Here is a 25503-nt window from a genome sequence, read left to right as displayed (position 1 = left end):
CTCCGCCCTGAGGCGGAAAAGTTAATGTAGGAGAGACCATGGCCAAGGAAGATACGCTCGAATTCCCCGGCGTCGTCAAGGAACTCCTGCCGAACGCGACATTCCGGGTCGAGCTTGAGAACGGCCATGAGATCATTGCGCACACGGCAGGCAAAATGCGCAAGAACCGTATCCGGGTTCTGGCAGGCGACAAGGTGCAGGTAGAGATGACGCCTTATGATCTGACCAAAGGTCGGATCAACTATCGCTTCAAGTAAGCGATTGATATAAATGCGTTTGATCCTCGGATCGGGCAGTCCAAGACGGCGGGAACTGCTGGCGCAACTGGGTATTGTGGCGGATGATATTCGCCCACCCGACATCGATGAAACCCCTCTAAAATCGGAACTGCCACGGCCCTATTGCATCCGCATGGCACGGGAAAAGGCGCGCGCGATTCAGGCCGCCTCGGACGAGATCGTCCTCTCGGCGGACACCACCGTCGCATTGGGCCGCCGCATTCTCGGAAAGCCTGAAAGCGCCGGTCAGGCGGCCGAGTTTTTGCTTGCCATGTCCGGACGTCGACACAAGGTCATCACTGCCGTCGCTGTCCGTCGCGGCACCGACATCTGGGAAAAGGATGTCGTCACAACGGTCAAAATGAAACGACTGAGCGATGAAGAGCTCAACACGTATCTTGCCTCGAAGGACTGGCAAGGCAAGGCTGGTGCTTACGGCATTCAGGGTCCTGCAGGTGCGCTAATCCCTTGGATTCAAGGATCTTTTACCGCTGTCGTCGGCCTTCCACTGACCGAAACGACGGGGTTGCTCCGCGCGGCGGGCTATCCATTTCAAAAGGATGTATCATGAAGGGTCGCCTCATAGCACTGGGCCATGTGAACGAGATCGAGGTTGCGGCCCTGATGGTCGATGGCCGTCTGGACGACCTGATCTTCGAAACGGATGCGCCAACGCCCGGAACAATCTATCGCGCCACCGCTGGTCGGCCCATCAAAGGCCAAGGTGGCATGTTCATGAACACCCCCGATGGTATGGGATTTCTTCGCCAGGTCAAAGGCGTGGCCCCCGGCGACACGCTGCTGGTGCAGGTTACCGGCTATGCCGAACCGAGCAAAGCCGTGCCCGTCACGCAAAAACTGCTCTTTAAAAGCCGCTACGCGATCATCACCCCTTCCGCGCCCGGGATTAATATTTCGCGCGCGATCAAGGATGACGATATCCGCGATTCCCTGCTGGAGATTGCCCATGCAGAGATGGAAGGCAGCGCGATGGGCCTGATCCTGCGCTCCTCCTGCGCAGAAGCCGATGCTGATGAAATTGCGCAAGATATCAATCAGATGCTCGATCTGGCCACTGCCATCATTGACGACAGCATGGCCCAGGAAATCGAAAAACTGATCGATGGTGACACACCTCATACGATTGCCTGGCGTGAATGGACCAGTCCCGCAACCGTCGTCAGTGACCCCGGCGCTTTGGCCGATCACGGCATTCTGGATCAGATCGACGCATTGCGTCAGGCCAAAGCCCCCCTATCCGGCGGTGCCTTCATGTTTATCGAACCGACCCGTGCCTTGACCGCGGTCGATGTAAACACCGGTGCTGACACTTCCCCAGCAGCCGGCATGAAGGCTAATCTGGCCGCCGCAAAAGAGCTCCCCCGTCAATTACGCCTGCGTGGGATCGGTGGCCAGATCACCCTCGACCTTGCGCCGATGAACAAGAAAGACCGTCGCCAGTTTGAAAACACCCTGCGCGCCGCCTTTCGGCTCGATCCAGTTGAAAGCGCCCTTGTCGGATGGACACCGCTTGGTCATTTTGAGGTGCAGCGCAAGCGTGACCGTGTCGGCTTGAATGAGGTCCCGATATGAGCTGCCCGATTTGCGAAAAAGCACCGGACCCGATCTATCGTCCTTTTTGTTCCAAACGCTGCGCCGATTTGGATCTGGGCAAATGGCTCAAGGGTGATTACGCCGTGCCATCAGAGGAACCCGAGGACGTCGAAGAGGCATTTGAACAGGTAATCCATCAGTCTTCGAAACCACACTGAAAAAGTTGCCAATCCCTCTGGACACCCTGCCCGACCTCGCCTAGAACGCCTGCACCTGAACGCCGTCGCGTTCCCCGTGCCCGGGTAGCTCAGGGGTAGAGCAGTGGATTGAAAATCCTCGTGTCGGTGGTTCGATTCCGCCCCCGGGCACCACTAAATTAAATTTTTTTATATATTATCAAGTGCTTCAGTCACAATAACGGATATGCATCCACCCCACAGTCCACCCGTCAATCTGTGCTGTCATCATTTACGGGGGGAACATCTTCTTGCTGTGCATTTTTTGTTAACTTAAACACCCCACGCTTCCTCAACTACTTTTCTTTTCCAAGGAATGGTTCTTCAGCCAAACTCTGCGATTGCTTCCGATCCGCAACGGGCATTATGTTTACCGAAAGAGGAAACGGTAGGTCACGGACTACCAAAAGACTGGTTTGCATGGAAAACAGCTTCATTCAGAGAAAACTATACAATTGGTTGCAACGTGAGACTGGTTCGTCTGGTGTTCGCAAAGTTGCGTCACTAAAGGGGGCAATCGCGAGCGAGATCGGAAACGTTCGTAGTGACAACCAAGACAAGGCTATTGTCTTTAAAGGTGTCGACGCCCAAGCACGAGACTACGCTGTTGCTGTAGTTGCTGATGGTATCGGGGGAATGAAGGATGGTGCAGCTTGCGCCGCCCTCGCTATCGCGTCTTTCACATCCGCGATTTGCGAACTATCCCAATTGAAATCCATCTCACCGTCGGCACGCATGACACGGGCTGCGACTTCTGCCAATGAAGCTGTGTATCGCGATTACGTTGGGAGGGGTGGCTCGACATTAGTGGCCGTATTGTTCTCTTCTGGAATGCCACCGTTTTGGGTGAGTGCGGGAGATAGCCGCATCTATCTACATGCAAAAAACTCGCTTAAGCTGTTGACGACAGACGATACTATTGCAGGACAATTAAATAAGAGCGGGGCGGTCCCAGCAGAACATTCGAAAATTCTTCAGTTCGTTGGAATGGGGAAAGACTTTGAACCTCATCTTGGGGAAGTGAGGGAGGTTTTAGAGGGTAAACTAATTCTGACTACAGATGGGGTTCATTACCTTGAATACGGCTCCAATTGGTTCAAGAAAATAATTGAGAATGCCCCTGATGCTGGTGCCACAGCCAAGCGTTTAGTCGACGTTGCCAAATGGTGCGGCGGCCCCGACAATGCGACGCTTGCCTGTCTTGGTTTCCCGTTTTACCCGTCAGATCGCCGAGTAATCGGCGATGGCATTCAGATTTGGGATGCATTTGGTGAGTTGGACATACAATTGCAGCTTAATTCTATGCCAAATCCTAATAATGGTATTGGCAGCGGGGTACAAAACTCCGATCAAATCCCGTCCAATGACCAGAGCGCCACCGATGAGATTGAGCCACAATTAATTGAGGATGACGAACCCGAGCTATTGCCATTGAAGCGAAAAACCACTCCTAAAAAACCGAGGAAAAGCCGTGCAAAGAAGGCGGAAAGCAAGGACACTCCTCAACTTGATATCGAATTTTCAAAGAAAGAGTAATTTGAATGGATTTGCCTGAGCGATACGCCATTGACGGCGACGCAATGGATGGTGGAATGGCAACTGTATTTAAATGCCATGATCGTATTCTTGAACGTCCAGTGGCTTTGAAGGTTATGCCAAGGCGCTTCAAAACACGCCGACTGAATGATGAACTGCAAGCTCTGTATACGATCCGCTCAAAACATGTGGTTCAAGTATTTGATGTTTGCGTAGACAATACCAGTGTTGGAATTGTACAAGAGTTCGTTGATGGAAAGGATTTGTTTTCAACCGACATTGCCCCTTCTTCAGCCGACGATTTTCTCTTCATTCTGTGGCAAATCGCATCCGGTATATCAGACATTCATGCTGCCGGTTTGATACACAGGGACATCAAGCCCAACAACATGAAGGTCGATCAAGAGGGTATTCTCAAAATTTTCGATTTCGGGTTGGCTCGAGAGGATGGTCCTGCAGCTGCGACAGTGGGATTTGTCGGAACAGTTGGTTTTTCCGCTCCAGAACAATATGTTGCCGGTACTCAGTTTACGCAAAGCATTGATATCTTCGCATTCGGCGCAACCGCCTTGTATTTCGGCACACAATCTCTATGCGCTGAATTGAGCGCAGAACCACCGAGCGCCTTCGCTAGCAATCCCTTTCTGAGTTTGCCATTCACCATACCGACAGACGTTGCCGATACTCTTTTTGCTTGCATGGCACATTTACCGAGTAATCGGCCCAAAATGAGTGCTGTTTGTCAAACCATCGAGAAACACCTTCTATTCAACCGACATCGAGCCCTCGTGGTACTCAACGGTAAGCCGTCCTATTTGGACAAAGACAATACATCTGTAAGCCTAACCTTTGGGAGCATCGCGGGCGTTAAAATCGAATATGATGGGTTGCTTTTTAAAGTTACAAATGTTGCTGGCGACGTATTCGTAAACAATGCAGCAGTGGCGGTTGGCGACGCTCTTCCCGGCGCGTGTGTTTTAACACTGGGCGGGCCTGAAAGAAGAGCAACGCAGAGAGCATACGTAACATTTGATCTATCCAATCCGGAGATCATCGCATGACCGGACCTCTAAGTTCAGGCCAGACTATTGGTGGCCGATATGTTGTTCAGAATTACCTCGACGAAGGTGGTATGCAGTTTGTGTATGTTGCAAAAGATACTGTCACTGACAGGGTCGTGGCGCTTAAAACCCCGAAGAACCCGTCTGCAGAGAAGAGGTTTAGGCGCAGCGCAATTGTTGCTGCAAAAGTAAATCACCCCAATGTAGCCAAGACCCTTGATTATGTTGAAGAAGACGGGTCAACCTTTTTAATAGAGGAGTTGATTGCGGGTAAAGATTTGAAGGCGGCTCTTCTCACAAGAACCGACTACATTGACCCCTACCTAGTAGCAAAAATCTTTCGTCACTTGGCGAAGGGCGTGGCCGCAGCTCATCATAATGGTGTTGTGCACCGTGATCTGAAGCCGACCAATATTATGATCGTTGGTGAGTACAATGTAACAGAATTAAAAGTAACAGATTTTGGCATCGCTAAGATGGCCGAAGCTGAAATGGACGAGGCCGTTGAAGGCGGCGACGCCTCGCTCTCGGCTTCGGCAACCGCTCTTGGGGCAATTCCCTATATGGCTCCGGAGGCAATTGATGCGCCTGACACCGTTGGTCTTCCAGCGGACGTTTGGTCAGTCGGAGCGATTGTTTTACACATATTGTATGGTGACTATCCTTATGGCTCTGGCCTTCGAGCCGTCGGCAACATTACCAAGAACACTCCGATTAGTACCCCAAAATTCGTTACATCAAAGTCGCAATTTAGGCCTCTCGCAGAAGAGATTATCGAGATTGCTAGTCGTTGCCTGCAGTTGGATGCCACAAGTCGACCTACAGCCGACCAACTTGTAGAGATGTGTGACGCGCTTTGTTACACAGTCTCGGATCGAAGAGTAGGCACTATCAAAAACTACATACACAACGCTTGGGGCTTTATTCGCACCGCTGGAGACGACGTCTTCTTTCACAAAGACAGCGTTTTTGGCCAATTGCCTAAGGTCAACGAGAGCGTTGTATTTTCATGTTACGATGGCGGTCAGGCTCCACGGGCGCTACCCGTTCTCAAGTTAAAGTGAGCTCTTCCTTCAATATTGTACACGCCGTTGGTGAAGTAGAAGCAGCCGGTTTTTGTCTTTCGAAAACGGTGGTGGCATCCGACATTTCGAAATTGCCGTCCAATATGCATCGAAATACTAGGCCCCAAGGCAACCTCGATCTTATAACTCCCGCTTGAGATGCTTGGTGTTTCGTAGTGGAGATCGCGGCGAAGCGCGCTTCTTGCAGAGGTGTCTCTTGCACGCCCACCGCCTCTGCCAGCCAAAACACCATCGGCGGGCACATGAGGCGGTTGTAGACGGTCTCCGCAGGCGTGCGGGCACGAGGGCGGCGGCCATAGGGGCCGGGGGTGTCATATTCCGACAGCCACCTGACCCAATGCTCTTTCTGAGACCGATACCAAGCACGCCCATAGCCCGGACCAATCTTGAGATCACGTTCAAGCTGTTTGTGAAGCGGCACATCTGGGTTCAAGCCCTTCACGATTTTCAGAAGCGCTTTGGCATCCATCTCGGATTTCAAGAGAACGAACGCTATCAATACCAGTGCGTGGCACCGAGTATGTGTATGCGTAGGTCTTTGAACCGGCGTTGGTCTTCGTCAAGGATGGCCTCGCAGTCGGTCCCCCCGCGCTCGTACACGTAGCCCTGAGCGCCGTGCCGGTTCAGCACGACAAATTCTTTGACCGCTGAAAAATCTTTGCCGTAGAGCGTTCCAAGGCACAGCCCGTTGGAAAGCGCTGCTGTGTAGATGTCTTCTGTAATTCGTTGCTGGGGCAAGACGACCGTCAATGTGCCGTTTGAATACTTAATGGATGTTGGTTGCCACATCTCAAGTGCTTGCGCGGCGTCCGATCTAACGTCGGCCATTGCGCCGAACGGAAACACCGCGACGGCAGCCAAAATAGCAAAGCGCTTGAGAACACCGGGAGTGGCGGCGAATAAGTTCATGGGAAATGCTTTCACAGTTTCTATTTCACTGCCTTGGAGACGGTCCAAAGAAGTGCGGACTGGCCGTTCCCATAGACACGCACTTGGCTTTTGCTCCAACCGCGATCCACGACAGAGAACTGAAGGCCTTCGATTGAGATGCACAGGGTCCCGTTCAGCGCTTGGATTTGCTGCAAATCGTTTGCCGCCGCAGCCGCCACAAATTCATCTAACGCGGTCTCGGTGACGCACCCAACATATGCGCCCTGTATCGTCTGTGCTGCTGCCGGTCCCGACGCCAATCCCAGAATTGCAGCGGATGCATACAAAAACTGCTGTTTCAAAACGCTTCTAACCTCTCATATTATTCCGTTTCGCCTCGGCTGATCGTCAACCGTCGGCGGATATAATATCCCGTTTTGGGATATCACTCACCTTTGCATACCGACTTGATCAGATTGGGTCAAACGGAATGTGCGCGTGTCAAAAAGCATTTATGATGAACGGTATAGAGAGCTTATCGAAGCCTTGAGAACCGCACGCCGCGAGGCGGGAATTACTCAGCAGCAAGTTGCGCTTGCACTTGATAAGCCGCAGTCATATGTCGCCAAGTTTGAAGGCCATGAGCGGCGATTGGACATGATAGAATTTCTGCAAGTCGCCGACAGCATCGGCTGGAACCCGTTTCCGCATCTTGAAAAAACATTCGAGAAGATGACCCGCGACAAGTGACATTTCCGAAAGGGTTCCTGCAACTGGTTGCAACTCAGCGGCAGTTTTCGGGGGAGAGGGATAACGATGGATAACCATTGCCCCTTGCAACCCGTTGCAACTGGATGCTGGTTTTTCGATAGAAGGGGCAACAAAGGGCAATCACTGGTCGTTGTAGCTCAGTTCCAGTTTTCCGACAGAAGGGATCACAATGGATCATCATCAATCACTACAACCTAGCTACGGTGTTTCCATAGAAAGTGACACAAAGTGACATCATCAAACATCACAGCCATAGCTCCTCCCGCCAAAGCACCCGCAATTTTGGCAACTGTCCATTCTAAATTCGCCCACTTGCTGCTGACGCAATTTCCAGAATATCCCATCCACCCAAAACAATCGTCTCTAGGATAGCTACTGGATCAGTCAAAGCATTGTGACCTTCCAAGGATTTTGCGATCCGATGTGCGATTTGGCGGTCGACCCATGGGCCATGCATAGGCCAGTGCTTTAACGCCTCCCCATTTCGTATGCGCACAAGGTTGTTCCAGTTTCTCGAAGACAGGTTTACCTGCCAGTCATCCTCAACTTCGGAGTAAATGAATTCGTACCCTAGGTATTCGAAACTGCCGAGGTGACCGGAGGCGCGTCTGTGCAGCTGGAGCGGGCCAAGAGTGGGTTGCTCAAAGAATTGAGTAACTGCCCGGTCTACCCTACTCGCAATCGTCGGTGTGCGTGAAAGCGCAATCAGGTCGTCCCCATAGAGGAGAATGCAGCCATCCTGAGGATCAGGCTGTGGTGCGTGTTGCAGCAAATACGCGAGTATGACGTTCGAACTAGGGGACCCTTGCATAAGACCATCCGGCCCGCTTGCTCCCTCTGCATTAACAATATCCCTATAGAAGGTAATATCGGCGAAATGTCTCCGTTCACGTACCGTGTCGTGCCGGAAACTCAGGTTTTCTAGGTTCAGTGTGTTTTCATATATCCTCCATGGTAGTGGTAAATTGGGTGGTATCAATGCGCCGGGACTGATGCTGTTGAAGCAATCCCGTGCGTCATAAATTCTGTAGTGTACGAAGCCTGCGCGAAGCTGCGCCAGCAGCCTTTGAACAAGTGCGCCCCGTCCTGTGCCATCTGCGAAGCGATGTGATCGTTTGACATTGTAGATGAAGCAAGGGACGTTCATCTGGGCACGAACGACGTCAGCGGCCATCATATGTGCAGCTTTCAGATGCGCAGAAAGATCGCAAACATACCGGAAGCCATCACCAATTTTAGGTTGCCGCCACCAGTCCACGACGTGTTGCATTGGGTGCAGGGGGTCAAATCCTGCCACTTCGGTTTCCCAAGATGAGACGTTGGGCCAGCGAACGCCAGCCTGAAATAAATAGGCGGCTTTGTGGGCATCGTTCTTGAAGTACGCGTCTCTGAGTTTGCGGACTTTCCGCTGGTCGCCAGCTTGGAACGCGTCGAACAGTGCGCTCCAGTTTTGGTTTCTGATCTTCCGGGCTTTCTCGAGATACTTAGATACGTACTCAGGCGGGTTAATCACCCGATATGGCGTTTTCATTGTAGGCATGGGCTTTGTCTCCGATAGGCTGCCCACGGCTCGGCGGGCGCATAAAAACGCACGCGCAATCCGAAAATTGCAACCAGTTGCACATGGCACAGGCATCTACCAGCACCGACTGAAAGGTGGGTGTTGAAAGAACTTACTTTCGCGCGTCGGCAAATGCCTGAAGCGCAGCATTCACTTCTTCCGGTCGCCAGTATGACCTGCGTCCTATTTTGATGGGACGCGGAAACTGGCCCTGTTGGATGAGGCGGTACATCGTTGGGCTACTGAATGGCACGCGGTCCAGCACTTCTTGGGTTGTCTCGAACATCATTGGTCTGATCCAGTCTGTTTGTTTCTTGATGAATCAGTCTTACTCTGGGTCACTCTGTACGCTCGAGAAGGCCGTACAGTTTAGTTGACGAAATGGATAAATGGATGCTGACGGCTAGTAAATCGATCACGATCTACAGAAATCTATCTCAAATGCGTGGCAGTGAAAGTGGTTTTGATCACGAGCTTTTTGCTCAGAGTTTCGTCGGCATCATGTTGAGATACCAAAAATTTCAATTAGACTTTGTTCTTCGTCGGGCATTTTTTTGTAAAATTTTCCGCCTGCTTCGACCGTCTTTACAAAATACTCCAATAGGCGAAGTGCGTCCTTCACTGTATCTGTCGTATTGTCGGTTTCCAACAGTTCCATCACTACCTTCAGGCGTGCCCAATCCTTGTCGGACATATTTACGTTCAAACGCTTGGGTTTCCGAAGCACAGATTTGCTTCGGTCCTCATTTTGATTTTGTTGACTTACCGCCAAAGTAATACCCTACAATAGCTCCTGAGATTGGGCCAAACGCGACCCAGACATTGGACAGTTCATCGAACGATCCGTCGTAAATCCCAACCGTTCCCGCCACCGCCATACAGGCCACGCCAACAGCGCTCGTGCCATATGCGATATTTGTGCGCGCACGGCTTTCATGCACCTCAACCTCCGCTGCTTTTTGTGCAGCATTGTTATCTTCTACGTCGGTGGTTGTGCCATCGAACGGCTCACCCACGATAACTCTCTTTGTCATGCTCATTACCTTCTAAGGCAAGGAGCCGTCGAACTCACCTAATCCTGCTGTTCTGACACTAGAGGCAGCTCAACGACCCAAAGTTACACTTGGTCATTCGCCGCAGGACAAGGTGTGCTAATTCTAGCAAACCTCTAGTGCAGGTGTGCTATCCGCAAGTCATGCGAACAGCGTCGGGCCTCAGCTACTTCCAGCCAAGAAACCGAAATTGCCTCGCCTTTTTTCGAGGCGATGCTTCGGATGCAGCGATCCACAGGTCACGGCATCGGGGCAATCAAACCGCGCAGGTCCATCGTTCCTTCTTTCGCCTCGGCCATCGGGAAAACCTCCGAAGACGAGCGTGGCGATCAGGCGGAATGCAGAGACCAGTACGTTGTAGGCATGATGCCCCAAGTGTCGGGGGCTATAGATCAATATGCTGTACGTCATGATTGCTCCTTTCTTGGTTAGCGCCGCGTTTCTTGCGGCAGGTCGAATGTAATTGTCGAATATGGAATTGTCAACGGTGTGCGCACTTAAGTGCAAAATATGCGCATAACGTGCGCACATATTTTGAGTAATTATGTCAATTCGTAGTTGGACACCGCTCCGGTCACCAATATGACCTACGCCCTATTTTAATGTGACGCAGAAATTGGCCTTTGCGGATTTGGAAATACATCGTTGGCCTGCTGAAAGGTGCGCTGCCAAGTGCAACTGTGTGGTCTCGAACATCATAGTTCTGATCCAGTCTGTACCCTAAAGAAGACCGTACAATTTGGCGCTTAGCGTTCCTTATCACCCGAAACCCACCTGTTGTACCGGGAACGGTTCGCTTTGGCGTCTTTTTCAAGATCACCAGTTTGCGACCCATAACCTTTTTTGACCGCCCAACGCGCGATTGTGAGAACTTTATTCTCAGGGTTTTGAACAAGCGGATGCATGTACTCAAACAGGTCTTGATTTTCTGCTAGACTGTTCCGTCGATTTTCGGCCCGGCCCCGTTCTCTCGCTTTGGATTGGGACAATTCACGTTCAAGATCATCTAAATGGCGTTCTCGTGAAATTGCGTTTCGGTAGTTGCTGCCCGCTGTGAACGCGGCGTTTACCGCTTCTTCCATCTCGTATTTCAGATCGTCCGGCACCGTTTCCAAGATGTCCAAGGCTTGCTCAAGACCTTGCGAAACGACGTACATTTCATAGGGCATCGTTAATGGAGCCGCATCGCTGTCCGCAGCATCGGTCGCTCTGTGGAAAGCATCTCGAACATTCCTAGGAAATTCTGGATCACGCAACCTCTCAGCGTCTTCAAACGCTTGGGCAATGCCACTCTGGACGTTGGCAAATGCAGTTATAACATCTTCATCAGTTTCCGGCGTGACAAGCGGGATGCTGATTTTGATCACATTCTTTTTGCCCATTGCATCTTGGGCAACCGTCTCGGCTTCGTGCGTGACCTTTTTCATTGGGCAACCAATCTGACGATATCGGAACCACGGCCAGTGACATGTCCAGCCCACCGTTCAAGCAAAGACCTGCGTGCTTCAAAATAGTCAGTTCGCCGATATGCTCGCTTAACTTTGTTCCCGACAGAGTGCGCAAGGGTGTATTCGGCGACCTCTCTTGGTGTATCGGTCGCTTCTGCGCACCAATCCCGGAAACTGGACCGGAACCCATGCGGCCTCGCTTCCATCTCCCGCCGTTCCATCAAACGTGCCATCGTTGCATCTGAGATGACGCCTTTTCGAACGCTGGGAAACAGGAACCCATCTCTTGAGAATTTCTTGGCTTCTTCGAGTACAGATTGGGCTTCTTCGGAAAGTGGTACGCGGAATGCCACTCCCGACTTCATCTTATCGGCAGGGATTTCCCATGTATCGCCGGATAGCTCATCAAGATGACAATGACGGATTGCGAATGTCCGAACGGTTGTAAGAATTAACAATCGCAAGGCTAGGTGCGTCACTGAACCAGCATCAAGGCTGGAATAGAAATTCGGAACCTCCTGCCATGGCATAGCCGGAATATGTTTCACTGTGTGACGCTGCTTGCCGAGCAAAGCTTTCGCTTTGACCGTCGTTTGAAGGTCTACATCTAAGTCTAGCGCGGCGGCATGTTTGAGGACCAATCCGATCCGGTTCATCGCTTTGCGAGCGGTTTCCGCCTTTTTATGCCAAATCGGGGCAAGAGCGGATTTGATATCGTGTTGGTCCAACTCTTACACCGGGATTTTCCCGAGCCTCGGAAACACGTGGTGTTCAAGCGGAGACATCCACCTTCCAGCGGTGCCATCTCCTTTGAGTTCCGCCTTCTTGGCCTCGAAGGCAGCGCGTGCGATGGCGCTAAAGGTCGTATCCGAACGGGCCGCTTCGCGTCTGAGCTTGTCCCGCTCTTTGATAGGGTTCTTGTTCTGGCGGACCACGCTGCGCCACTTGTCGGCCTCTTGCCGTGCCTCGGCCAGCGATACGGTCGATTTTGACCCCAAGCCCATCTCATGTCTATTTCCATACAAAGAAAACCTAAGTATCCACTGGCCGCCGTCCTGACGCTGTCGGAGCCAAAGCCCCCCACCATCGCAGTGCATGCCCGGTTCGGCGTGCTCTACTTGTTTCGCCTTGAGCCGGTGAAGCGCTCCCATCCCACACCTTTCTGTCCACCCTTCGTGGTGAGACTGTCAGAAGTAAACTGAAGTATCAGGATACGGATAAGTGACTGAAAGGAAACAAGTAAGGCGAAAATTTGGCAGTGATGAGACGCCCAGAAACATGGAGATTGTTCAGTTCCCCGCCGCCCCCGGGCACCACTTTAATATCCGAGAAAGAGTGACTACATCCACCAGGTCCCCTTTAACAATGTGTTTGGCGCTTCTGGTTGTCCGAGAGGGTCTTTTTCGGTTCGACCGAATGCTCCCGAACTAGGGCACATCTGAGGACACATTAGCTGTGTCTGCTCGAGAATATCCACGGCGCCTTTAACGGATTTCAAGAGCAAAACGCTTAACAAATGGAAAAACCTACCAAACCTCGAAAGCGCGCGGATAAAACTTCAGTGAAAGGTGAACGAAACACTAAATTCGTCGGAATTGCGGACAAAACGGAAGTTGTGTCCCCTTCTGCCAAGCGCTGTTTTTGGTATCCAAGCATTATGAAAGCTCAAATTCTTGGGAACAAAATTAACTCGCCTTCCCGTCGGGAGTTATCCGTGCCTTCGAGAATAATGTCAGGTATGCTCTCATTGCTTTGATCGACGATACCGCACATCTTCAACGCTTGTCGCAGATCGGGCTTTTTACCCAGATATTGCCAAACACCTCGGATGCAACTGATGTCGTGACGCGCTTCGGTCTCGACACTCATGCACAGCCCGGAAAGGTAATTGGGGGCATCTTGTTCTGAGCAATAGAGCATCGTTGCCCAAATGCTGCGACCGCTGCCGACCTCGCGCTCAAGGATGGTGATGCGCTGAAACGCCTCCATCGCAACACCGCTATACTTGACGCAGGAGGGCACAAAAAACGCCTCATCCAGCTTGCGGTCAATCGTCTTGGTCAACCAAGCGTCATTCTCCTGATAAAGATGCACGAGAGTCCGAAGCAGAATGTTGCGGGCTGGTTCAGGCGCGAAATAGGCATGATAATACCCGGCATGTCGCGCCATCAGATCCTGGTTGGTTTTTGACTTCTGCGTCAGGTTGGCCAGCGCGGCTTCGTAATGGGATTGCTTGACACCCAACCTGGGCGGGCGCAGTCGGACAATGGCCTTGAAGGTATCGTGTGGCAGCAAAATCTCGTGATCATCCACACCGAAAAAGTCAGAAATCTTGCGCAGGGTCGCCAGCGATGGCTGAGCGTGTCCATTGAGATATTTATTGAACTGCTGTCGATTGAAACCGGCACGCCTGCAGACATCCGAAGTGGACTTGCCGTAGCTGCACAGCAGGCGCAGGTTTTCCTGAATTTGTTCTGAAGACATGATATTTTATGCTTCTTTATGCTACTTTAAGTCAACAAGCATAACTCGACCGGCATAATTTCAATGTTCAAATGCGATGCGACACCCTAGCGTTTCGGGCAATCAATATAAAATCAATGCAGCCGGGAGAACGTCATGGTCCAGTCAATGATCAGCAATTTTTTGAGATCGAGCCAGAGGTCGACGCGCATCATCGCCACTGCGACCTGTGTCTTGGCCACGAGCCTGACGGGTGCATCAGCCGAAACGCTACGCATCGCAGTGCCGTCAGACCCGGGCTATCTTGATCCGGCCTACTGGGGATCAACCGTAGACCAGTTCCTGATCGATAATCTCTATCCGCGACTTGCCAAATATGCGCCTGGTGATGAATGGACGGTCGAACTGGATGCTGCGCAGTCTGTGGACCTGAGCGACCCCCAGCACATCAAGTTCAAGCTCAAGCCCGGCATCATGTGGTCCGGCGGGTATGGCGAACTGACTGCAGAAGATGTGGAGTTTTCGTTCGAACGGCATTTGGACCCCGATCTGGAATCGGGTGTCGTCACGGAATACGAGCTGCTTGAAGATGTCGAAGTGACCGGCAAGTACACCGGCGTCATCCACCTCAGCGAACCCTCGACGACATTCTGGACGTCGACGCTGGTTTATACCAGCGGTGCGATCATATCAAAAAAAGCGGCCGAGGAAGCGGGCGGTTACTTTGAAGCGACCCCCCTTGCCACCACCGGGCCCTACAAACTGGGCACGTTCGAGCCGGGCAACAAGCTGGTGCTGGAACAGAACCCGGACTGGACCGGTGATGCGGTAGATTTCGACCAGATCGTGCTGTTGCCGATCGGCGATGAGAACGCGGCCGAACTGGCCTTTGCCGCCGGAGAGATCGACTATACCCGCTCCTCTGCCGGCAATTACGATACCTTGGTGGCCAATCCGCCCCAAGGTGGAGTGGTCAAACTGGCGCAGACCATTGATCCGCTTTTCCTGGGGATCAGCCAGACCAACGAGAAACTGGCCGATGTCCGGGTGCGCAAGGCGATCCAGCTGGCGCTGGACATACCAACGGTTATTCAGGCAACGACCAATGGTCATGGCAAACAGGCAACTGGTTTTGTGGCCGAAGGTCTGATCGGGCATCGCGACGGTGAAGCGCTGACCCGTGATCTCGAAAAAGCGCGTGACTTGCTGGCGGATGCAGGCGCCGACGGGCTGACAGTACGGCTTGATTATGTCAACAACACCGAGCGCGACACCGCCGCGCAGATCATGCAGGCCAACCTGGCCGAAGCGGGCATCATGCTGGAACTGAACGGTCAGGACGAAGGCACGTTCTGGAGCGTAGATGAAATTCGCGCCGCCGATCTGCAATTGCATCTGAAGTCCTGGACCGGGAACCCCGATGGCTATTACACGATGCAGTATTTCGTCGAAGATCAGATCGGTTACTGGAACTGGGAAGGCTATGCCAGCGACGAATATGTAACACTACTCCAGACCGCCCGTATGACCGTGGATGACGCAGCGCGTGGCGAAATCTACAAAAAGATGCAGGCAATGCTAGAGGATAGCGGAAGCTTTGTCTTTGTCTCGCAGGAACCGACGGTGATCCTTTATCGCGACACTCTGGTTCCGGGAATTCTGCCTGACGGCCGCCCCGTTTTCCATGCATTTCGCAAAGTGAAGTAACGCAAACCTCTGACCGGGCGCGGCCTTATCTCCCGCGGCGTCCGGTCTCTCTGAAATCCATCAGCCCCTCAGAAAGCTTTTGTGATGCTTGTCTATTCTCTCAAGCGTATTGGCCTTGGTGTCCTGGTCCTGCTGCTGGCTATCTCCAGCCTCTACATTCTGATCCAGGCCGCACCAGGCGATCCCGCCAGCGCCATGCTCGGGCCGCGCGCCACACCTGCGCTAAAGGCGGCGATCAGTGAAAAACTGGGGCTGGATCAACCAATGCCGGTTCAGGTCGTCAACTATCTCATAAGCGTGCTGCAAGGGGATCTGGGCACGGATCTGAAAAGCAAACAGCCGGTGATTGACACACTCAAGATCCATCTGCCGCGCACGCTGGAATTGCTGGGCGCTTCGGTGCTGGTTGCGGCCCTTACCGGTATTCCACTGGGCTGCATCGCCGCTGTGCGCCGCAACAGTCTGTTTGACCGCGCCATCGGTCTCTTGTCGGTCAGCGTGATCGCGGTACCCGCCGTCATCATCGCGATTTTCGGTATGTTGATCTTTGCCGCCGGGCTGGGCTGGGTACCGGCGATAGGCGCGGGAGAGGATAAGGGGATTGGGGGCCTGTTGCACCACCTCATCCTACCGGCCATCGCGGTCGGTATCGGCTGGGTCGGTTATGTTGCCCGGCTTGTACGCGCCTCAATGATTGAGGTGCTGTCGGCCAATTATGTGCGCAACGCCCGTGCCTTTGGCCTGCCGGAACGGCGGATCATCTACCGCTACGCACTGCGCATCGCCGTGGCCCCCACGATCACCGTGATCGGCATCGGCGTTGGTGTGATGATGGGCAGCGCGGTCTTTGTCGAAATCGTCTTTGCCCGCCCCGGTATCGGCAAGCTGATGTATGAGGCGGTGCTCCTGCGTAATTACCCGGTCTCGCTGGGGGCAGTGCTGGCCGCGTCCTTTATCCTGATCGTCGCAACCACAATTTCAGACATCCTCAACGCCCTCATTGACCCTCGTTTCATGGAGTCAGGCGAATGAGCGTAGCCAACACCAATTCCCTCGCTCAGCGTAATACGCTGGTTGATGGATTTCTGCGGCTGATGTCCGATCCGATGGGCGCGATTGGTGTGGTGCTTGTCACCTTACTGGTTCTCTCGGCTGTATTTGCGGGCGTCTTGTCGCCCTATGATCCAGCCGCGATTGATGTTCCGTCAAAGCTTCAGGCCCCCTCGTGGGCGCATTGGCTGGGTACGGATCAACTTGGCCGTGATGTGTTGTCACGCGCTCTATATGGGGGGCAAATCGCGCTCAGCGTCGCGCTGATATCGACTGCGCTCGCGGTAGGGTTCGGTGTCATTCTGGGCATGATCGCCGGGTTCGGACCTAAATGGCTGGATAATCCCATCGTTTTGGCATTCGACACCGTGCGCGCCTATCCGGTGATCATCCTGGCGTTGGCGGTCGGCCCGATCTTTGGTGCCGGTCTCAACACCGTTATCGGCATTCTGGTCGTTACTTCCGTGCCCTATTATGGCCGGATCGTGCGCACCTCGGTCATTGCCGCGTCAAAGGCGGATTATGTCGAGGCGCTGATGGCCATGGGAATGAGTCGGACGCGTATCCTGGCGCGGCATATCTTACCCAACATCATCGGTCCGATCCTGATCCTGGCATCAATGGATATCCCCGTCTTCATCGCCGCCGAGGCCGGGCTGAGCTTTCTGGGCGTGGGCGTCAAGCCGCCGCAATCAAGCTGGGGGCTTATTCTGGATGACGGCTACAAATTCATCCGTCAGACCTATTGGCTGGTCATTGCCGGCTCCGTGCCGCTGATCACCGCCACACTTGGGTTCACCTTTCTGGGTGAGGCATTGCGCGACACGTTCGACCCCAAGCTGCGCAGGGGGGTCTGAGCCATGACGGAAACGCTATTGGAAGTTCACGAGCTTGCGGTCAAATATGGATCGCTCCCTGCGGTCAACTGGGCCAGTTTCTCGCTGAAACGCAACCAGGTGCTGGGCATCGTCGGCGAAAGCGGATCAGGAAAGTCCACCCTGATCTGGGCGCTGACACGGCTTTTGCCTGATGTCGCCACGATCACCAGCGGGGCTGTCCATTTCGAAGGGCGCGACCTGTTGCGCATGACCCCCGATCAGTTGCGCGCCCTACGCGGCACCCGAATTTCATATATATCGCAGGACCCGATGAGCGCCCTGACGCCAGCGCTGACCATCGGCCAACAGATGATGGACGTTCTCTATCGCGAACCGTGGAGCCAAAAGGAAAAGTGGTCTCGTTGTGTCGATGCGCTCGACTGGGTCAGCCTGCCGGACCCGGTGGCGCGGATGAAAATGTATCCCTATGAGTTGTCAGGCGGTCAGCGCCAGCGGGTGTCGATCGCCATGGCCCTGATGCTGGAGCCCGACTTAGTTATCGCGGACGAGCCAACCACCGCGCTTGATGCCACTTTGGAAGTGGAAATCCTCGACCTGCTGCGCCGCCTGCAGAATGAAACCGAAAGCGCGGTGATATTTGTGACCCATCATCTTGGGGTGGTTTCAAGCCTCTGTGACGACGTGCTGGTGATGAACCGGGGCGATATCGTCGAGGCAGGACCAGTAGCCGAAGTGTTCGCCAACCCTGTGAATGACTACACCAAAATGCTCTTGCGCTGCGATCCGGCACGGATTGAGCAGCCGACAAGACGCCTGCCATCGATGACCGACGATCTGAATACGCCGGTCGAAATTGTTGCAGGGCCTTCTGACCGGGTGAAATCCGATCAACCTCCGGTGCTGGACGTGACAAACCTCTGCGTCAATTTTATCAAACGCGACCTACTGCCCAAATGGCTGGGTGGCAGGCCTCAGCTTATCCGCGCAGTGCGCGATGTCAGCTTGTCGGTGCGCAAGGGTGAAACCCTGGCACTGGTCGGTGAAAGCGGATCAGGCAAAACGACAATAGCACGTTCGATTCTGGGATTGGTTGGCACCGAAAGCGGCACGGTAACTGTCACCGGGCGCACGGTAGAGCGTTGCGACAGCCAAGTTTTGAAATCCGTGCGCGCCTGTACGTCGATGATGTTTCAGGATCCGGTCGGATCCCTCAGCCCGCGGGTGACCATTGGCGAGCAAATTCTTGAGCCACTGATCGTTCAGGGTCGCCGTGATCTGGACCGACGTGAAACCTTGGATCGGCTGCTGACAAATGTCGGACTGCCCGCCAGTTTCGCCTGTCGCTATCCGCATCAGTTATCGGGTGGACAGGCGCGACGCGTCGGCGTGGCCCGCGCTCTGGCGCTTGATCCGGAACTGATCATCGCCGATGAACCGACAGCAGGTCTTGATGTGTCGGTTCAGGGCGAAGTGCTGAACCTTCTCAATGAAATTCAGGAACGCACCGGCGTGTCGACCCTGATCATCACCCATAACATGAGCGTCGTGCGTCACTGTGCTGACCGCGTGGTTGTCTTGCTGAAGGGCAAGGTTGTGGAATCCGATCCCTGTGCCCGGATTTTCGACGCCCCTGAACATGACTACACGCGCGCGCTGATTGCCGCCTCGCAACACGAACTGCCTGAGTTTTCTGAAACGGAGTAAGCGTTCACATGTCCGATCTGGAGCTTTGTTACCTGCCGGCGCTCCGGCAGATCGAGATGTTTCGCGCCCGCGAGGTCTCTCCGGTTGAAGTGCTGGAGGCACAGATCGCGCGCGCAGAAGCGGTTGAACCGGTGGTGAATGCTTTTACCGAAACGTTTTTTGATCAGGCACGGGATCAGGCACGGCATGCAGAAAAAATCTATATGGCCCGAACCGGTGAGGCGCGCCCGCTGGAAGGGCTGACCGTCGGCATCAAGGACGAAATGGATGTGGCTGGGCAGCGCAACACCAGCGGATCACTAATCTACAAGGAGCAGATTGCGACCGAAGATCACCCCGTAGCCGCGCGGCTGCGGGATGCCGGAGCGATATTTCATGCCCGCACCACGACGCCCGAATTCTGTTGTGCCTGGGTCACATCAAGCCGATTGTATGGCACCACCACCAACCCCTGGCACTGCGACTTCACCTGCTCGTCCTCCTCGGGCGGGTCGGCGGCATCGCTGGCTGCGGGCACGTCCAGCCTGGCAACCGGTTCGGATATCGCGGGCTCCATCCGTGGCCCGGCTGCCGCCTGCGGTGTGGTTGGTTACAAACCGCCCTATGGTCGGGTGCCGGATTTACCACCCTTCAACCTTGACCCCTACAACACTGTTGGCCCTCTGGCGCGCCATGTGACCGACTGCGCGCTGATGCAAAACGTGATCGCGGGGCATCATCCGGGCGACATTGCCACCCTGCGCGAGCAGATCGATATCCCGTTGCAGCATGAGGGCGTCAAAGGTCTGACACTCGCCTATACGTTGGATGTGGGAAACGAAGTGCTGGCCGATGACGTCAGGGCGCACACGCTACAGGCGCTTGACCGGCTGGCGGATCAGGGTGCCATCATCGAACATGTCGATCTGGGCTGGACGCGCGAGACCACCTATGCCGCGCGTGATTATCTGGATTTCGGTCTTGGCCATTACCTGCAGCAAGAGGCCACAGCGCATCCCGATCTGGTTTGTGACTACACGGCATTCCTGGCGGAACGGTCGAAAACCGCGACTGTCGAAAAAGTCTACCGATCTCAGGAGCTTGCCGCGGAGATGTACAGCTCGATCGCGCCCGTTCTGGAACGTGCCCATGCCATGATCTGCCCTGCTTTCATCACCCACGAGGTGCGCGCCGAGCAGCCGCTCTGGGAAACAATGATCGTGAGCGGGCGCGAGATCGACACCGATTATGAATTCCACCTGTTGCCGCAGTTCAACATGCTGAACCGCCTGCCCGTTCTGGCCGTCCCGACAGGCATCGCCGACAGCGGATTGCCGATGGGCGTGCAGGTTGTTGGGCGTTCTTTTGACGACCCGCGTGTTTTCCGCGTCGCTGCTGCGCTGGAACAGGTCACACCGTTTTTCGATTGCGCCGCCCATCGGCCCAACCTCTGACCCAAAGGAGAGCCCCATGACGACAACACTGACCAAAGCCGATCTCGATCTCTGCTACCTTTCGGCAACCGATGTGCTCTCAAAGTTCCGGGCGCACAGCCTGTCCCCGGTGGAATATCTCGAGAACCTGATTGCCCGCACGGAAGAGGTCGAACCAAAGATCAACGCCTTCACTGCCACCCATTTCGACAAGGCGATGATACTGGCACGGGCCGCCGAGGCGCGCTATGCTAGTGGTGCTACGGATATTCGGCCACTCGAAGGGCTGCCTGTCGCGATGAAGGATGAGGTGGACCTGATCGGCGAGAAGGTCACCCACGGGTCGCTCTATTATCAGGACAATATCAGTACCGAAACCCAATTTGCGGCACAACGGTTGTTGGATGCCGGCGCGTTCTATCACGCTCAGACCACCACACCAGAATTCTGCTGCGCTGGTACCACCGACACCCGGATTCATGGTGTGACGCGAACGCCCTGGGGGCTTGACTATACCTGTGGCGGATCTTCTGGCGGGTCGGGTGCGTCACTTGCCGCGGGCAGCAGCCCACTGGCGACCGGATCTGACATCGGCGGATCAATCCGCATTCCCGCCGCCTGCTGCGGCGTGGTGGGGTACAAGCCGCCCTATGGTCGCAACCCGGACAACACTGCCTTTGCCTATGACATGTACGCGGTCGTCGGCCCCATGGGCCGAACGGTCGAAGATGTGGCGCTGATGCAGAATATCATGTGCGGCCCGCATCCCTTTGACAACGCCTCACTCCGGCCCAAATACGAACTGCCACTGCACCATGAAGGCCTGAAAGGGCTGAAAATCGCCTGGTCGATGGATCTTAATTTCTTTGAAATCGACGATCATGTCAGGGCCAACACCCTGCGTACTCTTGATACGTTCAAGGACCTCGGTGCTGAACTGATCGAGATTGACCTGAGCTGGACCGCCCGCGCCGATCGCGCTGTTGAGGTCTATCTTGATCATCTCTTCGGCGGTTACATGGCTTCGGTCGTCGAGACTGACCCATCTCTCGCCTCCCCCTGGGCAGCGTATTGTGTGGAGGCCAACAAAAACACGAGCAGCACGGAATTCTACGACGCCTATGAAACCCAAATGCAGATGGGTCGCGCCTTTGGTGCTGTTCTGGAGGAGTGTTACGCGTTCATCTGCCCGACCCTTGGGCACCATGAGATACCAGCAGACCAGAACCCGGCGGACACCCTCAAGATCAATGGTAAATCCGTCAATCCGATGTACGGCTGGACACTCTGCCATCCGTTCAACATGTTAGGGCGCTGCCCAGTGTTGTCGGTTCCATCAGGTATTGGTGGGAACGGGTTGCCAACCAGCATCCAGATTGTTGCTCGCCATCTGGACGATCAACGGGTGTTCCGTGTGGGCCAGGCATTGCAGCAAGCAAACCCGTGGCTCAACAACGCTGGTAATCGCCCGGCCCTTTAATAGATCATTGCCGCGATGAAATCGGGGGCTCCGGTTGAACACTGCGTTCGACTTCAAAGCTCAGCTTTTTCATGCACTGCCACGTTTCATGCTCTGTGCAACCTCTTGGATTTTGTGGTCGAAACTGATCTGACCGGCGAAACAGCCGCCCGAAAATTCATGTTGGGTTCCCTGAGTCGCGTTAATTTGCGCAATCCGGCAAGACGCTTTTAAGAACGAGGTCTTCGAATGTCTGTGTTACGAGATTCTGTTCGACGCCCCTTTTTTTGACAAGCTTTATTTCAGAGGGTTGATCGAACTTGCCTGCGTCGACCGACATCATTTTCCGTTCCCGCACCCATACTTTTGCGTATTGTTCTGGCAGGTAACCGATGAACTCGCCGGTCATTATCAGGTGGGCAATACCTTCGATCTGATGGGCAAGCGCGCCGGTTTTCAGCCCGCGCGAAATCGGCGCCACCTCGCGTTCTTTCAGATACGCGCGTTTGGCATATTTAGAGTACTGTAATATTTCGCGAATTTTCGCTGCGTCTCGTTCGTCAAACAGCGGATGACCCTTGGCGCAATACAAACCGATCTTCTCAAGCCCTATCGATTCATAGATCAGGCCAGGCTTATGCTTGTGAAAGACGCCAATCCCCAGCGATACCTGAGTATCCTGCACCGCTAATTCAATATCGTCTGGCGCTAGCGAAAACAGCTCGATCGTGACATCCGGCGCCATTTCTATGAATTCACTCAACGCCGTAGCAAAGGGCGACGCGTCGTTGAATACCCAGTTGTCGATGACGGCGACGGCCAGATTTCCCACCAGCATCCCCCGGGAACCGTCTATGGTTTCACTGAAATCCCGTACGGACGCAAACAGGCGTTGGGTCGCACGGTAGACCACCTCACCTTTTTCCGTGAGACGAAAACCAGACCGACCGCGCTGGCATAATTTCATGGCAAGCCTAGTTTCCAGATTCGTGATCTGCCGAGAGATGGTCGATGCAGAAACGTTCAGCTCGATCTGGGCCGCGGAAAATCCACGGGCTTCGACGACGCTTAGAAACACGTGAAGAAGGTGCAGATCAGCTTTGGAAAGGGATGGTGGCAGCATCAGAAACTTGCATATCCGTACAATTAAGATTTTGGTATTTGTAATTTATTGCAATTAAATTTTGCGTCAACCTGGGGCCTAGCGGGCAAACCAGGAGATAAACTGTGAAAGATCATACGAAACATGTTTCGAAGTGGGGCATCAACAACGATTACACCAAGCTGAAGGATGTGCTGCTGGGCAGGCCGGACTATTACCGCTGGGTTGAGGCTGGCCCACTGATTGGGCGGACACTGGCCAATGCCGAAAAGACCGGGCATCGGTTTGATTTGCAACTGGCGATGAAACAGCATTCCGAGATGGTGGCAATCTACGAAGAAAATGACGTGACCTGCCATTACCTGGAATCAGACGAGGCGCTACACCGAAATTTCTTTGCCCGTGACAGCTCGGCCATGACACCGTGGGGCCCGCTCGTGTGCCACATGCAGCTGAAATGCCGCCGCGCTGACTATGCCACGGTGATCAAGTTCTATCAGGATCACGATGTGCCGATCTGGCAATTCGCGACGGCGGGGCATTTCGAAGGTGGTGATTTCAACATCATCGAACCGGGCCGGGTCCTAATCGGGTATTGCGGCGAACGCTCGGAAAAGGACGGCAGCGAACAAGTGGCAGATTTCGTACGCGCCGAAGGCTGGGAAGCCGTCGTGGCCCCGATCAGCCGTGAATTCGTGCATATGGACGGGCTGATCGTGCCGCTGGCTGAGAAACTGGTCGTGGCGTGTGTTGATGCGATGGAGCCCTGGCTGGTGGATGTGGTCCGCGGTTGGGGCATCGACATCGTCGAGGTCGAGTATCGCGAGGCCAAGAATTTGGGCGTCAACCTGGTGGCGATGGGGAATGGTAAGGTGTTGTCGATGGCGGGCGCCGATGATCTGAACGCCAAGATGCGCGCCCTGGGGTTCGAGGTATATGACCCGGATATGTCAATGTTCACCCTCGGTGGCGGCGGCGTGCATTGTCTCAGCCAGGCGCTTTGCCGCGAAGAGGCATGAGCAAGGCGCCTCGAATAAATGGTGATCGCCTATGGAAGTCGATCATGGACATGGCCCGGATCGACGCGCTACCTGGCGGCGGGTGTGGTCGCCTGGCCTTGACAGACGGTGACCGCGAGGCGCGGGACCTGTTTGCCAGCTGGTGCCGCGAGGCCGGGTGCACCGTCACCATTGACAGGCTCGGCAACATGTTCGCCCAACGCCCGGGACGGGACAACGCGCTAACGCCCATCGGCATCGGCAGCCATCTTGATACGCAACCGCATGGTGGGAAATTCGACGGCGTCTATGGCGTCTTGGCGGGTTTGGAAATTGTCCGAACCCTGAATGATCACAGAATCGAAACCGATGCGCCAATCGACGTGGTCAATTGGACGAACGAGGAAGGCGCGCGCTTTGCCCCGGCAATGCTGTGTTCGGGCGTATACGCCGGGCTCTTTGATCTCGACTTCGCGCTGAGTAGGACTGATGCCGATGGCATGCAATTCGCGAAAGAACTGGAACGCATCGGATATGCTGGTGATATGCCCTGCGGATCACATAAGCTGGGCGCGTTTCTGGAAGCACATATAGAACAGGGCCCGGTTCTGGAACGCCATGCACAGGTGATCGGTGTCGTCACCGGCGGACAGGGACAGCGCTGGTATGACGTGACAGTATCGGGGCGCGATGCCCATTCAGGCTCGACCCCGATGGCGGGGCGGCGCGACGCACTTGTGGCGGCATCGCGACTGGTTCTGGCAGTGCAGGACATTGCTCTGGAATTCGCGCCCGACAGTGTCGGAACTGTGGGTGAAATGCATGTCACACCGAATTCTCGCAATACAGTTCCCGGCGAGGTGCAATTCACCGTCGATTTCCGCAACCCGGACGATGCGGTGCTAAGCAGGATGGATGAGGCGCTGCGTGACGCCGTGGCACGGGAAACGGCGGCCAGCGTCAATCTTCAGATGATCTGGCACAATCCACCGGTACGCTTTGCGCCGGCTTGCGTCGAAGCGATCCAGGCCGCTACGACAGCATACGGATATCCGCGTCGACAGATGGTATCCGGTGCGGGCCACGATGCCTGTCAGATCGCCAGAAAAGTGCCCACTGCCATGGTCTTTGTGCCGTGCAAAGACGGGCTAAGTCACAATGAAGCCGAAAGCGCAGAACAGAGCCATCTTGAGGCAGGGTGCAACGTTCTCTTGGGGGCCGCGTTACACCTATCTTCGGCAGTTGGGCACCCGGAAAACCAAACACATGATATAATACCGGCCTAGTCACCTTACAGGTCGAAACCAGGGAGGAAAA

General features: G+C 54.4%; 28 protein-coding genes and 1 tRNA gene. 17 read left to right on the top strand and 12 right to left on the bottom strand.

Translation table 11 applies throughout. The annotated features are described in order from the left end of the window. Positions 1 to 38: 38 nt before the first annotated feature. The 8 genes from infA to Q1B27_RS20085 all read left to right on the top strand — a co-directional run bounded on the left by infA (position 39) and on the right by Q1B27_RS20085 (position 5729). Positions 39 to 257, top strand: coding sequence for a translation initiation factor IF-1 (gene infA / locus Q1B27_RS20120; protein ID WP_005978431.1), 219 nt, complete (start codon positions 39 to 41; stop codon positions 255 to 257). A gap of 13 nt (positions 258 to 270) precedes the next feature. Beyond that, entirely contained in the window at positions 271 to 849 is a 579-nt protein-coding gene (locus tag Q1B27_RS20115; protein ID WP_299850397.1) for a nucleoside triphosphate pyrophosphatase, read from the top strand. Further along, the gene (locus tag Q1B27_RS20110; protein ID WP_299850395.1) at positions 846 to 1871 is read left to right on the top strand and encodes a ribonuclease E/G; all 1026 of its coding nucleotides are present in this window, start codon (positions 846 to 848) and stop codon (positions 1869 to 1871) included. Before Q1B27_RS20115 ends, Q1B27_RS20110 begins: the two co-directional genes overlap by 4 nt. After that, the gene (locus tag Q1B27_RS20105) at positions 1868 to 2050 is read left to right on the top strand and encodes a DNA gyrase inhibitor YacG (protein ID WP_299850393.1); all 183 of its coding nucleotides are present in this window, start codon (positions 1868 to 1870) and stop codon (positions 2048 to 2050) included. Before Q1B27_RS20110 ends, Q1B27_RS20105 begins: the two co-directional genes overlap by 4 nt. A 78-nt stretch (positions 2051 to 2128) precedes the next feature. Beyond that, positions 2129 to 2203, top strand: a tRNA-Phe gene (locus Q1B27_RS20100). A 285-nt stretch (positions 2204 to 2488) separates the two neighbouring features. After that, on the top strand, positions 2489 to 3604 hold the full coding sequence (locus Q1B27_RS20095) for a protein phosphatase 2C domain-containing protein (protein WP_299850391.1): 1116 nt from the start codon (positions 2489 to 2491) through the stop codon (positions 3602 to 3604). 5 nt (positions 3605 to 3609) lie between these two features. Further along, positions 3610 to 4665: a serine/threonine-protein kinase gene (locus tag Q1B27_RS20090; RefSeq protein ID WP_299850389.1), complete on the top strand. Its 1056-nt coding sequence runs from the start codon at positions 3610 to 3612 to the stop codon at positions 4663 to 4665. Then, on the top strand, positions 4662 to 5729 hold the full coding sequence (locus Q1B27_RS20085) for a serine/threonine-protein kinase (RefSeq protein ID WP_299850387.1): 1068 nt from the start codon (positions 4662 to 4664) through the stop codon (positions 5727 to 5729). The genes Q1B27_RS20090 and Q1B27_RS20085 overlap by 4 nt, the downstream gene beginning before the upstream one ends. On the opposite strand, the gene Q1B27_RS20080 is transcribed toward Q1B27_RS20085, so the two are convergent. Genes Q1B27_RS20080 through Q1B27_RS20070 form a run of 3 tightly spaced genes read right to left on the bottom strand, consistent with a single transcriptional unit; the run spans position 5716 to position 6982 of the window. Beyond that, positions 5716 to 6219, bottom strand: coding sequence for a hypothetical protein (locus tag Q1B27_RS20080; RefSeq protein WP_299850385.1), 504 nt, complete (start codon positions 6217 to 6219; stop codon positions 5716 to 5718). The two genes, Q1B27_RS20085 and Q1B27_RS20080, sit on opposite strands and share 14 nt — an antisense overlap. Before the next feature lie 26 nt (positions 6220 to 6245). Further along, on the bottom strand, positions 6246 to 6659 hold the full coding sequence (locus Q1B27_RS20075; RefSeq protein ID WP_299850383.1) for a hypothetical protein: 414 nt from the start codon (positions 6657 to 6659) through the stop codon (positions 6246 to 6248). Positions 6660 to 6679: 20 nt separating this feature from the next. Continuing rightward, the gene (locus tag Q1B27_RS20070; RefSeq protein ID WP_299850381.1) at positions 6680 to 6982 is read right to left on the bottom strand and encodes a hypothetical protein; all 303 of its coding nucleotides are present in this window, start codon (positions 6980 to 6982) and stop codon (positions 6680 to 6682) included. 136 nt (positions 6983 to 7118) lie between these two features. Here Q1B27_RS20070 and Q1B27_RS20065 point away from each other — a divergent pair, with 136 nt between their 5' ends. Continuing rightward, entirely contained in the window at positions 7119 to 7370 is a 252-nt protein-coding gene (locus tag Q1B27_RS20065; RefSeq protein ID WP_299850379.1) for a helix-turn-helix transcriptional regulator, read from the top strand. 319 nt (positions 7371 to 7689) lie between these two features. Here the strand turns inward: Q1B27_RS20065 and Q1B27_RS20060 are convergent, their stop codons facing one another. From Q1B27_RS20060 to Q1B27_RS20035, 8 genes are all read right to left on the bottom strand, one after another. Further along, a complete protein-coding gene (locus tag Q1B27_RS20060; protein WP_299850377.1) occupies positions 7690 to 8931 on the bottom strand; it encodes a hypothetical protein in 1242 nt (413 codons plus the stop codon). Between the two features lie 133 nt (positions 8932 to 9064). Then, positions 9065 to 9238 (bottom strand): helix-turn-helix transcriptional regulator, encoded by a 174-nt coding sequence (locus Q1B27_RS24545; RefSeq protein WP_367181371.1) that lies wholly within the window; start codon positions 9236 to 9238, stop codon positions 9065 to 9067. Between the two features lie 213 nt (positions 9239 to 9451). Beyond that, positions 9452 to 9646, bottom strand: a complete 195-nt coding sequence (locus Q1B27_RS20055) for a hypothetical protein (RefSeq protein ID WP_299850375.1) — start codon at positions 9644 to 9646, stop codon at positions 9452 to 9454. 49 nt (positions 9647 to 9695) lie between these two features. After that, complete coding sequence (locus Q1B27_RS20050) at positions 9696 to 9986, bottom strand: hypothetical protein (RefSeq protein WP_299850373.1); 291 nt, start codon at positions 9984 to 9986, stop codon at positions 9696 to 9698. A 764-nt stretch (positions 9987 to 10750) separates the two neighbouring features. Next, positions 10751 to 11431 (bottom strand): hypothetical protein, encoded by a 681-nt coding sequence (locus tag Q1B27_RS20045; RefSeq protein ID WP_299850371.1) that lies wholly within the window; start codon positions 11429 to 11431, stop codon positions 10751 to 10753. Beyond that, positions 11428 to 12180, bottom strand: coding sequence for a tyrosine-type recombinase/integrase (locus Q1B27_RS24540; protein WP_367181369.1), 753 nt, complete (start codon positions 12178 to 12180; stop codon positions 11428 to 11430). The genes Q1B27_RS20045 and Q1B27_RS24540 overlap by 4 nt, the downstream gene beginning before the upstream one ends. 3 nt (positions 12181 to 12183) lie before the next feature. Then, positions 12184 to 12603 carry an integrase arm-type DNA-binding domain-containing protein gene (locus Q1B27_RS24535; protein ID WP_367181368.1) on the bottom strand — a complete coding sequence of 140 codons (420 nt, stop codon included), beginning with the start codon at positions 12601 to 12603 and terminating at the stop codon, positions 12184 to 12186. Between the two features lie 514 nt (positions 12604 to 13117). Further along, on the bottom strand, positions 13118 to 13936 hold the full coding sequence (locus Q1B27_RS20035; protein ID WP_299850369.1) for a helix-turn-helix transcriptional regulator: 819 nt from the start codon (positions 13934 to 13936) through the stop codon (positions 13118 to 13120). A 135-nt stretch (positions 13937 to 14071) separates the two neighbouring features. On the opposite strand from Q1B27_RS20035, the gene Q1B27_RS20030 reads away from it, so the two are divergent. From Q1B27_RS20030 to Q1B27_RS20005, 6 genes are all read left to right on the top strand, one after another. Next, a complete protein-coding gene (locus Q1B27_RS20030; RefSeq protein WP_299850367.1) occupies positions 14072 to 15622 on the top strand; it encodes an ABC transporter substrate-binding protein in 1551 nt (516 codons plus the stop codon). A gap of 84 nt (positions 15623 to 15706) precedes the next feature. Then, positions 15707 to 16654 (top strand): ABC transporter permease, encoded by a 948-nt coding sequence (locus tag Q1B27_RS20025; RefSeq protein ID WP_299850365.1) that lies wholly within the window; start codon positions 15707 to 15709, stop codon positions 16652 to 16654. Then, the gene (locus Q1B27_RS20020; protein ID WP_299850363.1) at positions 16651 to 17529 is read left to right on the top strand and encodes an ABC transporter permease; all 879 of its coding nucleotides are present in this window, start codon (positions 16651 to 16653) and stop codon (positions 17527 to 17529) included. Before Q1B27_RS20025 ends, Q1B27_RS20020 begins: the two co-directional genes overlap by 4 nt. Before the next feature lie 3 nt (positions 17530 to 17532). Beyond that, entirely contained in the window at positions 17533 to 19215 is a 1683-nt protein-coding gene (locus Q1B27_RS20015; protein WP_299850361.1) for an ABC transporter ATP-binding protein, read from the top strand. 8 nt (positions 19216 to 19223) lie between these two features. Beyond that, on the top strand, positions 19224 to 20648 hold the full coding sequence (locus Q1B27_RS20010; protein WP_299850359.1) for an amidase: 1425 nt from the start codon (positions 19224 to 19226) through the stop codon (positions 20646 to 20648). A 16-nt stretch (positions 20649 to 20664) separates the two neighbouring features. Next, entirely contained in the window at positions 20665 to 22107 is a 1443-nt protein-coding gene (locus tag Q1B27_RS20005; RefSeq protein ID WP_299850357.1) for an amidase, read from the top strand. A gap of 181 nt (positions 22108 to 22288) precedes the next feature. Here Q1B27_RS20005 and Q1B27_RS20000 read toward each other — a convergent pair whose 3' ends face one another. Next, a complete protein-coding gene (locus tag Q1B27_RS20000; protein ID WP_299850355.1) occupies positions 22289 to 23209 on the bottom strand; it encodes a LysR family transcriptional regulator in 921 nt (306 codons plus the stop codon). A 104-nt stretch (positions 23210 to 23313) separates the two neighbouring features. Here Q1B27_RS20000 and Q1B27_RS19995 point away from each other — a divergent pair, with 104 nt between their 5' ends. Together Q1B27_RS19995 and Q1B27_RS19990 are read left to right on the top strand one after the other, a co-directional pair. Further along, complete coding sequence (locus Q1B27_RS19995; protein ID WP_299850353.1) at positions 23314 to 24207, top strand: dimethylarginine dimethylaminohydrolase family protein; 894 nt, start codon at positions 23314 to 23316, stop codon at positions 24205 to 24207. Then, positions 24204 to 25472 (top strand): Zn-dependent hydrolase, encoded by a 1269-nt coding sequence (locus tag Q1B27_RS19990; RefSeq protein WP_299850351.1) that lies wholly within the window; start codon positions 24204 to 24206, stop codon positions 25470 to 25472. The genes Q1B27_RS19995 and Q1B27_RS19990 overlap by 4 nt, the downstream gene beginning before the upstream one ends. Positions 25473 to 25503 lie beyond the last annotated feature (31 nt).

This window comes from uncultured Roseovarius sp. (assembly GCF_947489715.1).
Classification (GTDB): domain Bacteria; phylum Pseudomonadota; class Alphaproteobacteria; order Rhodobacterales; family Rhodobacteraceae; genus Roseovarius.
Note: the sequence above shows the minus strand (reverse complement) of the source record. Positions and strands in the feature narration are given on the sequence as shown.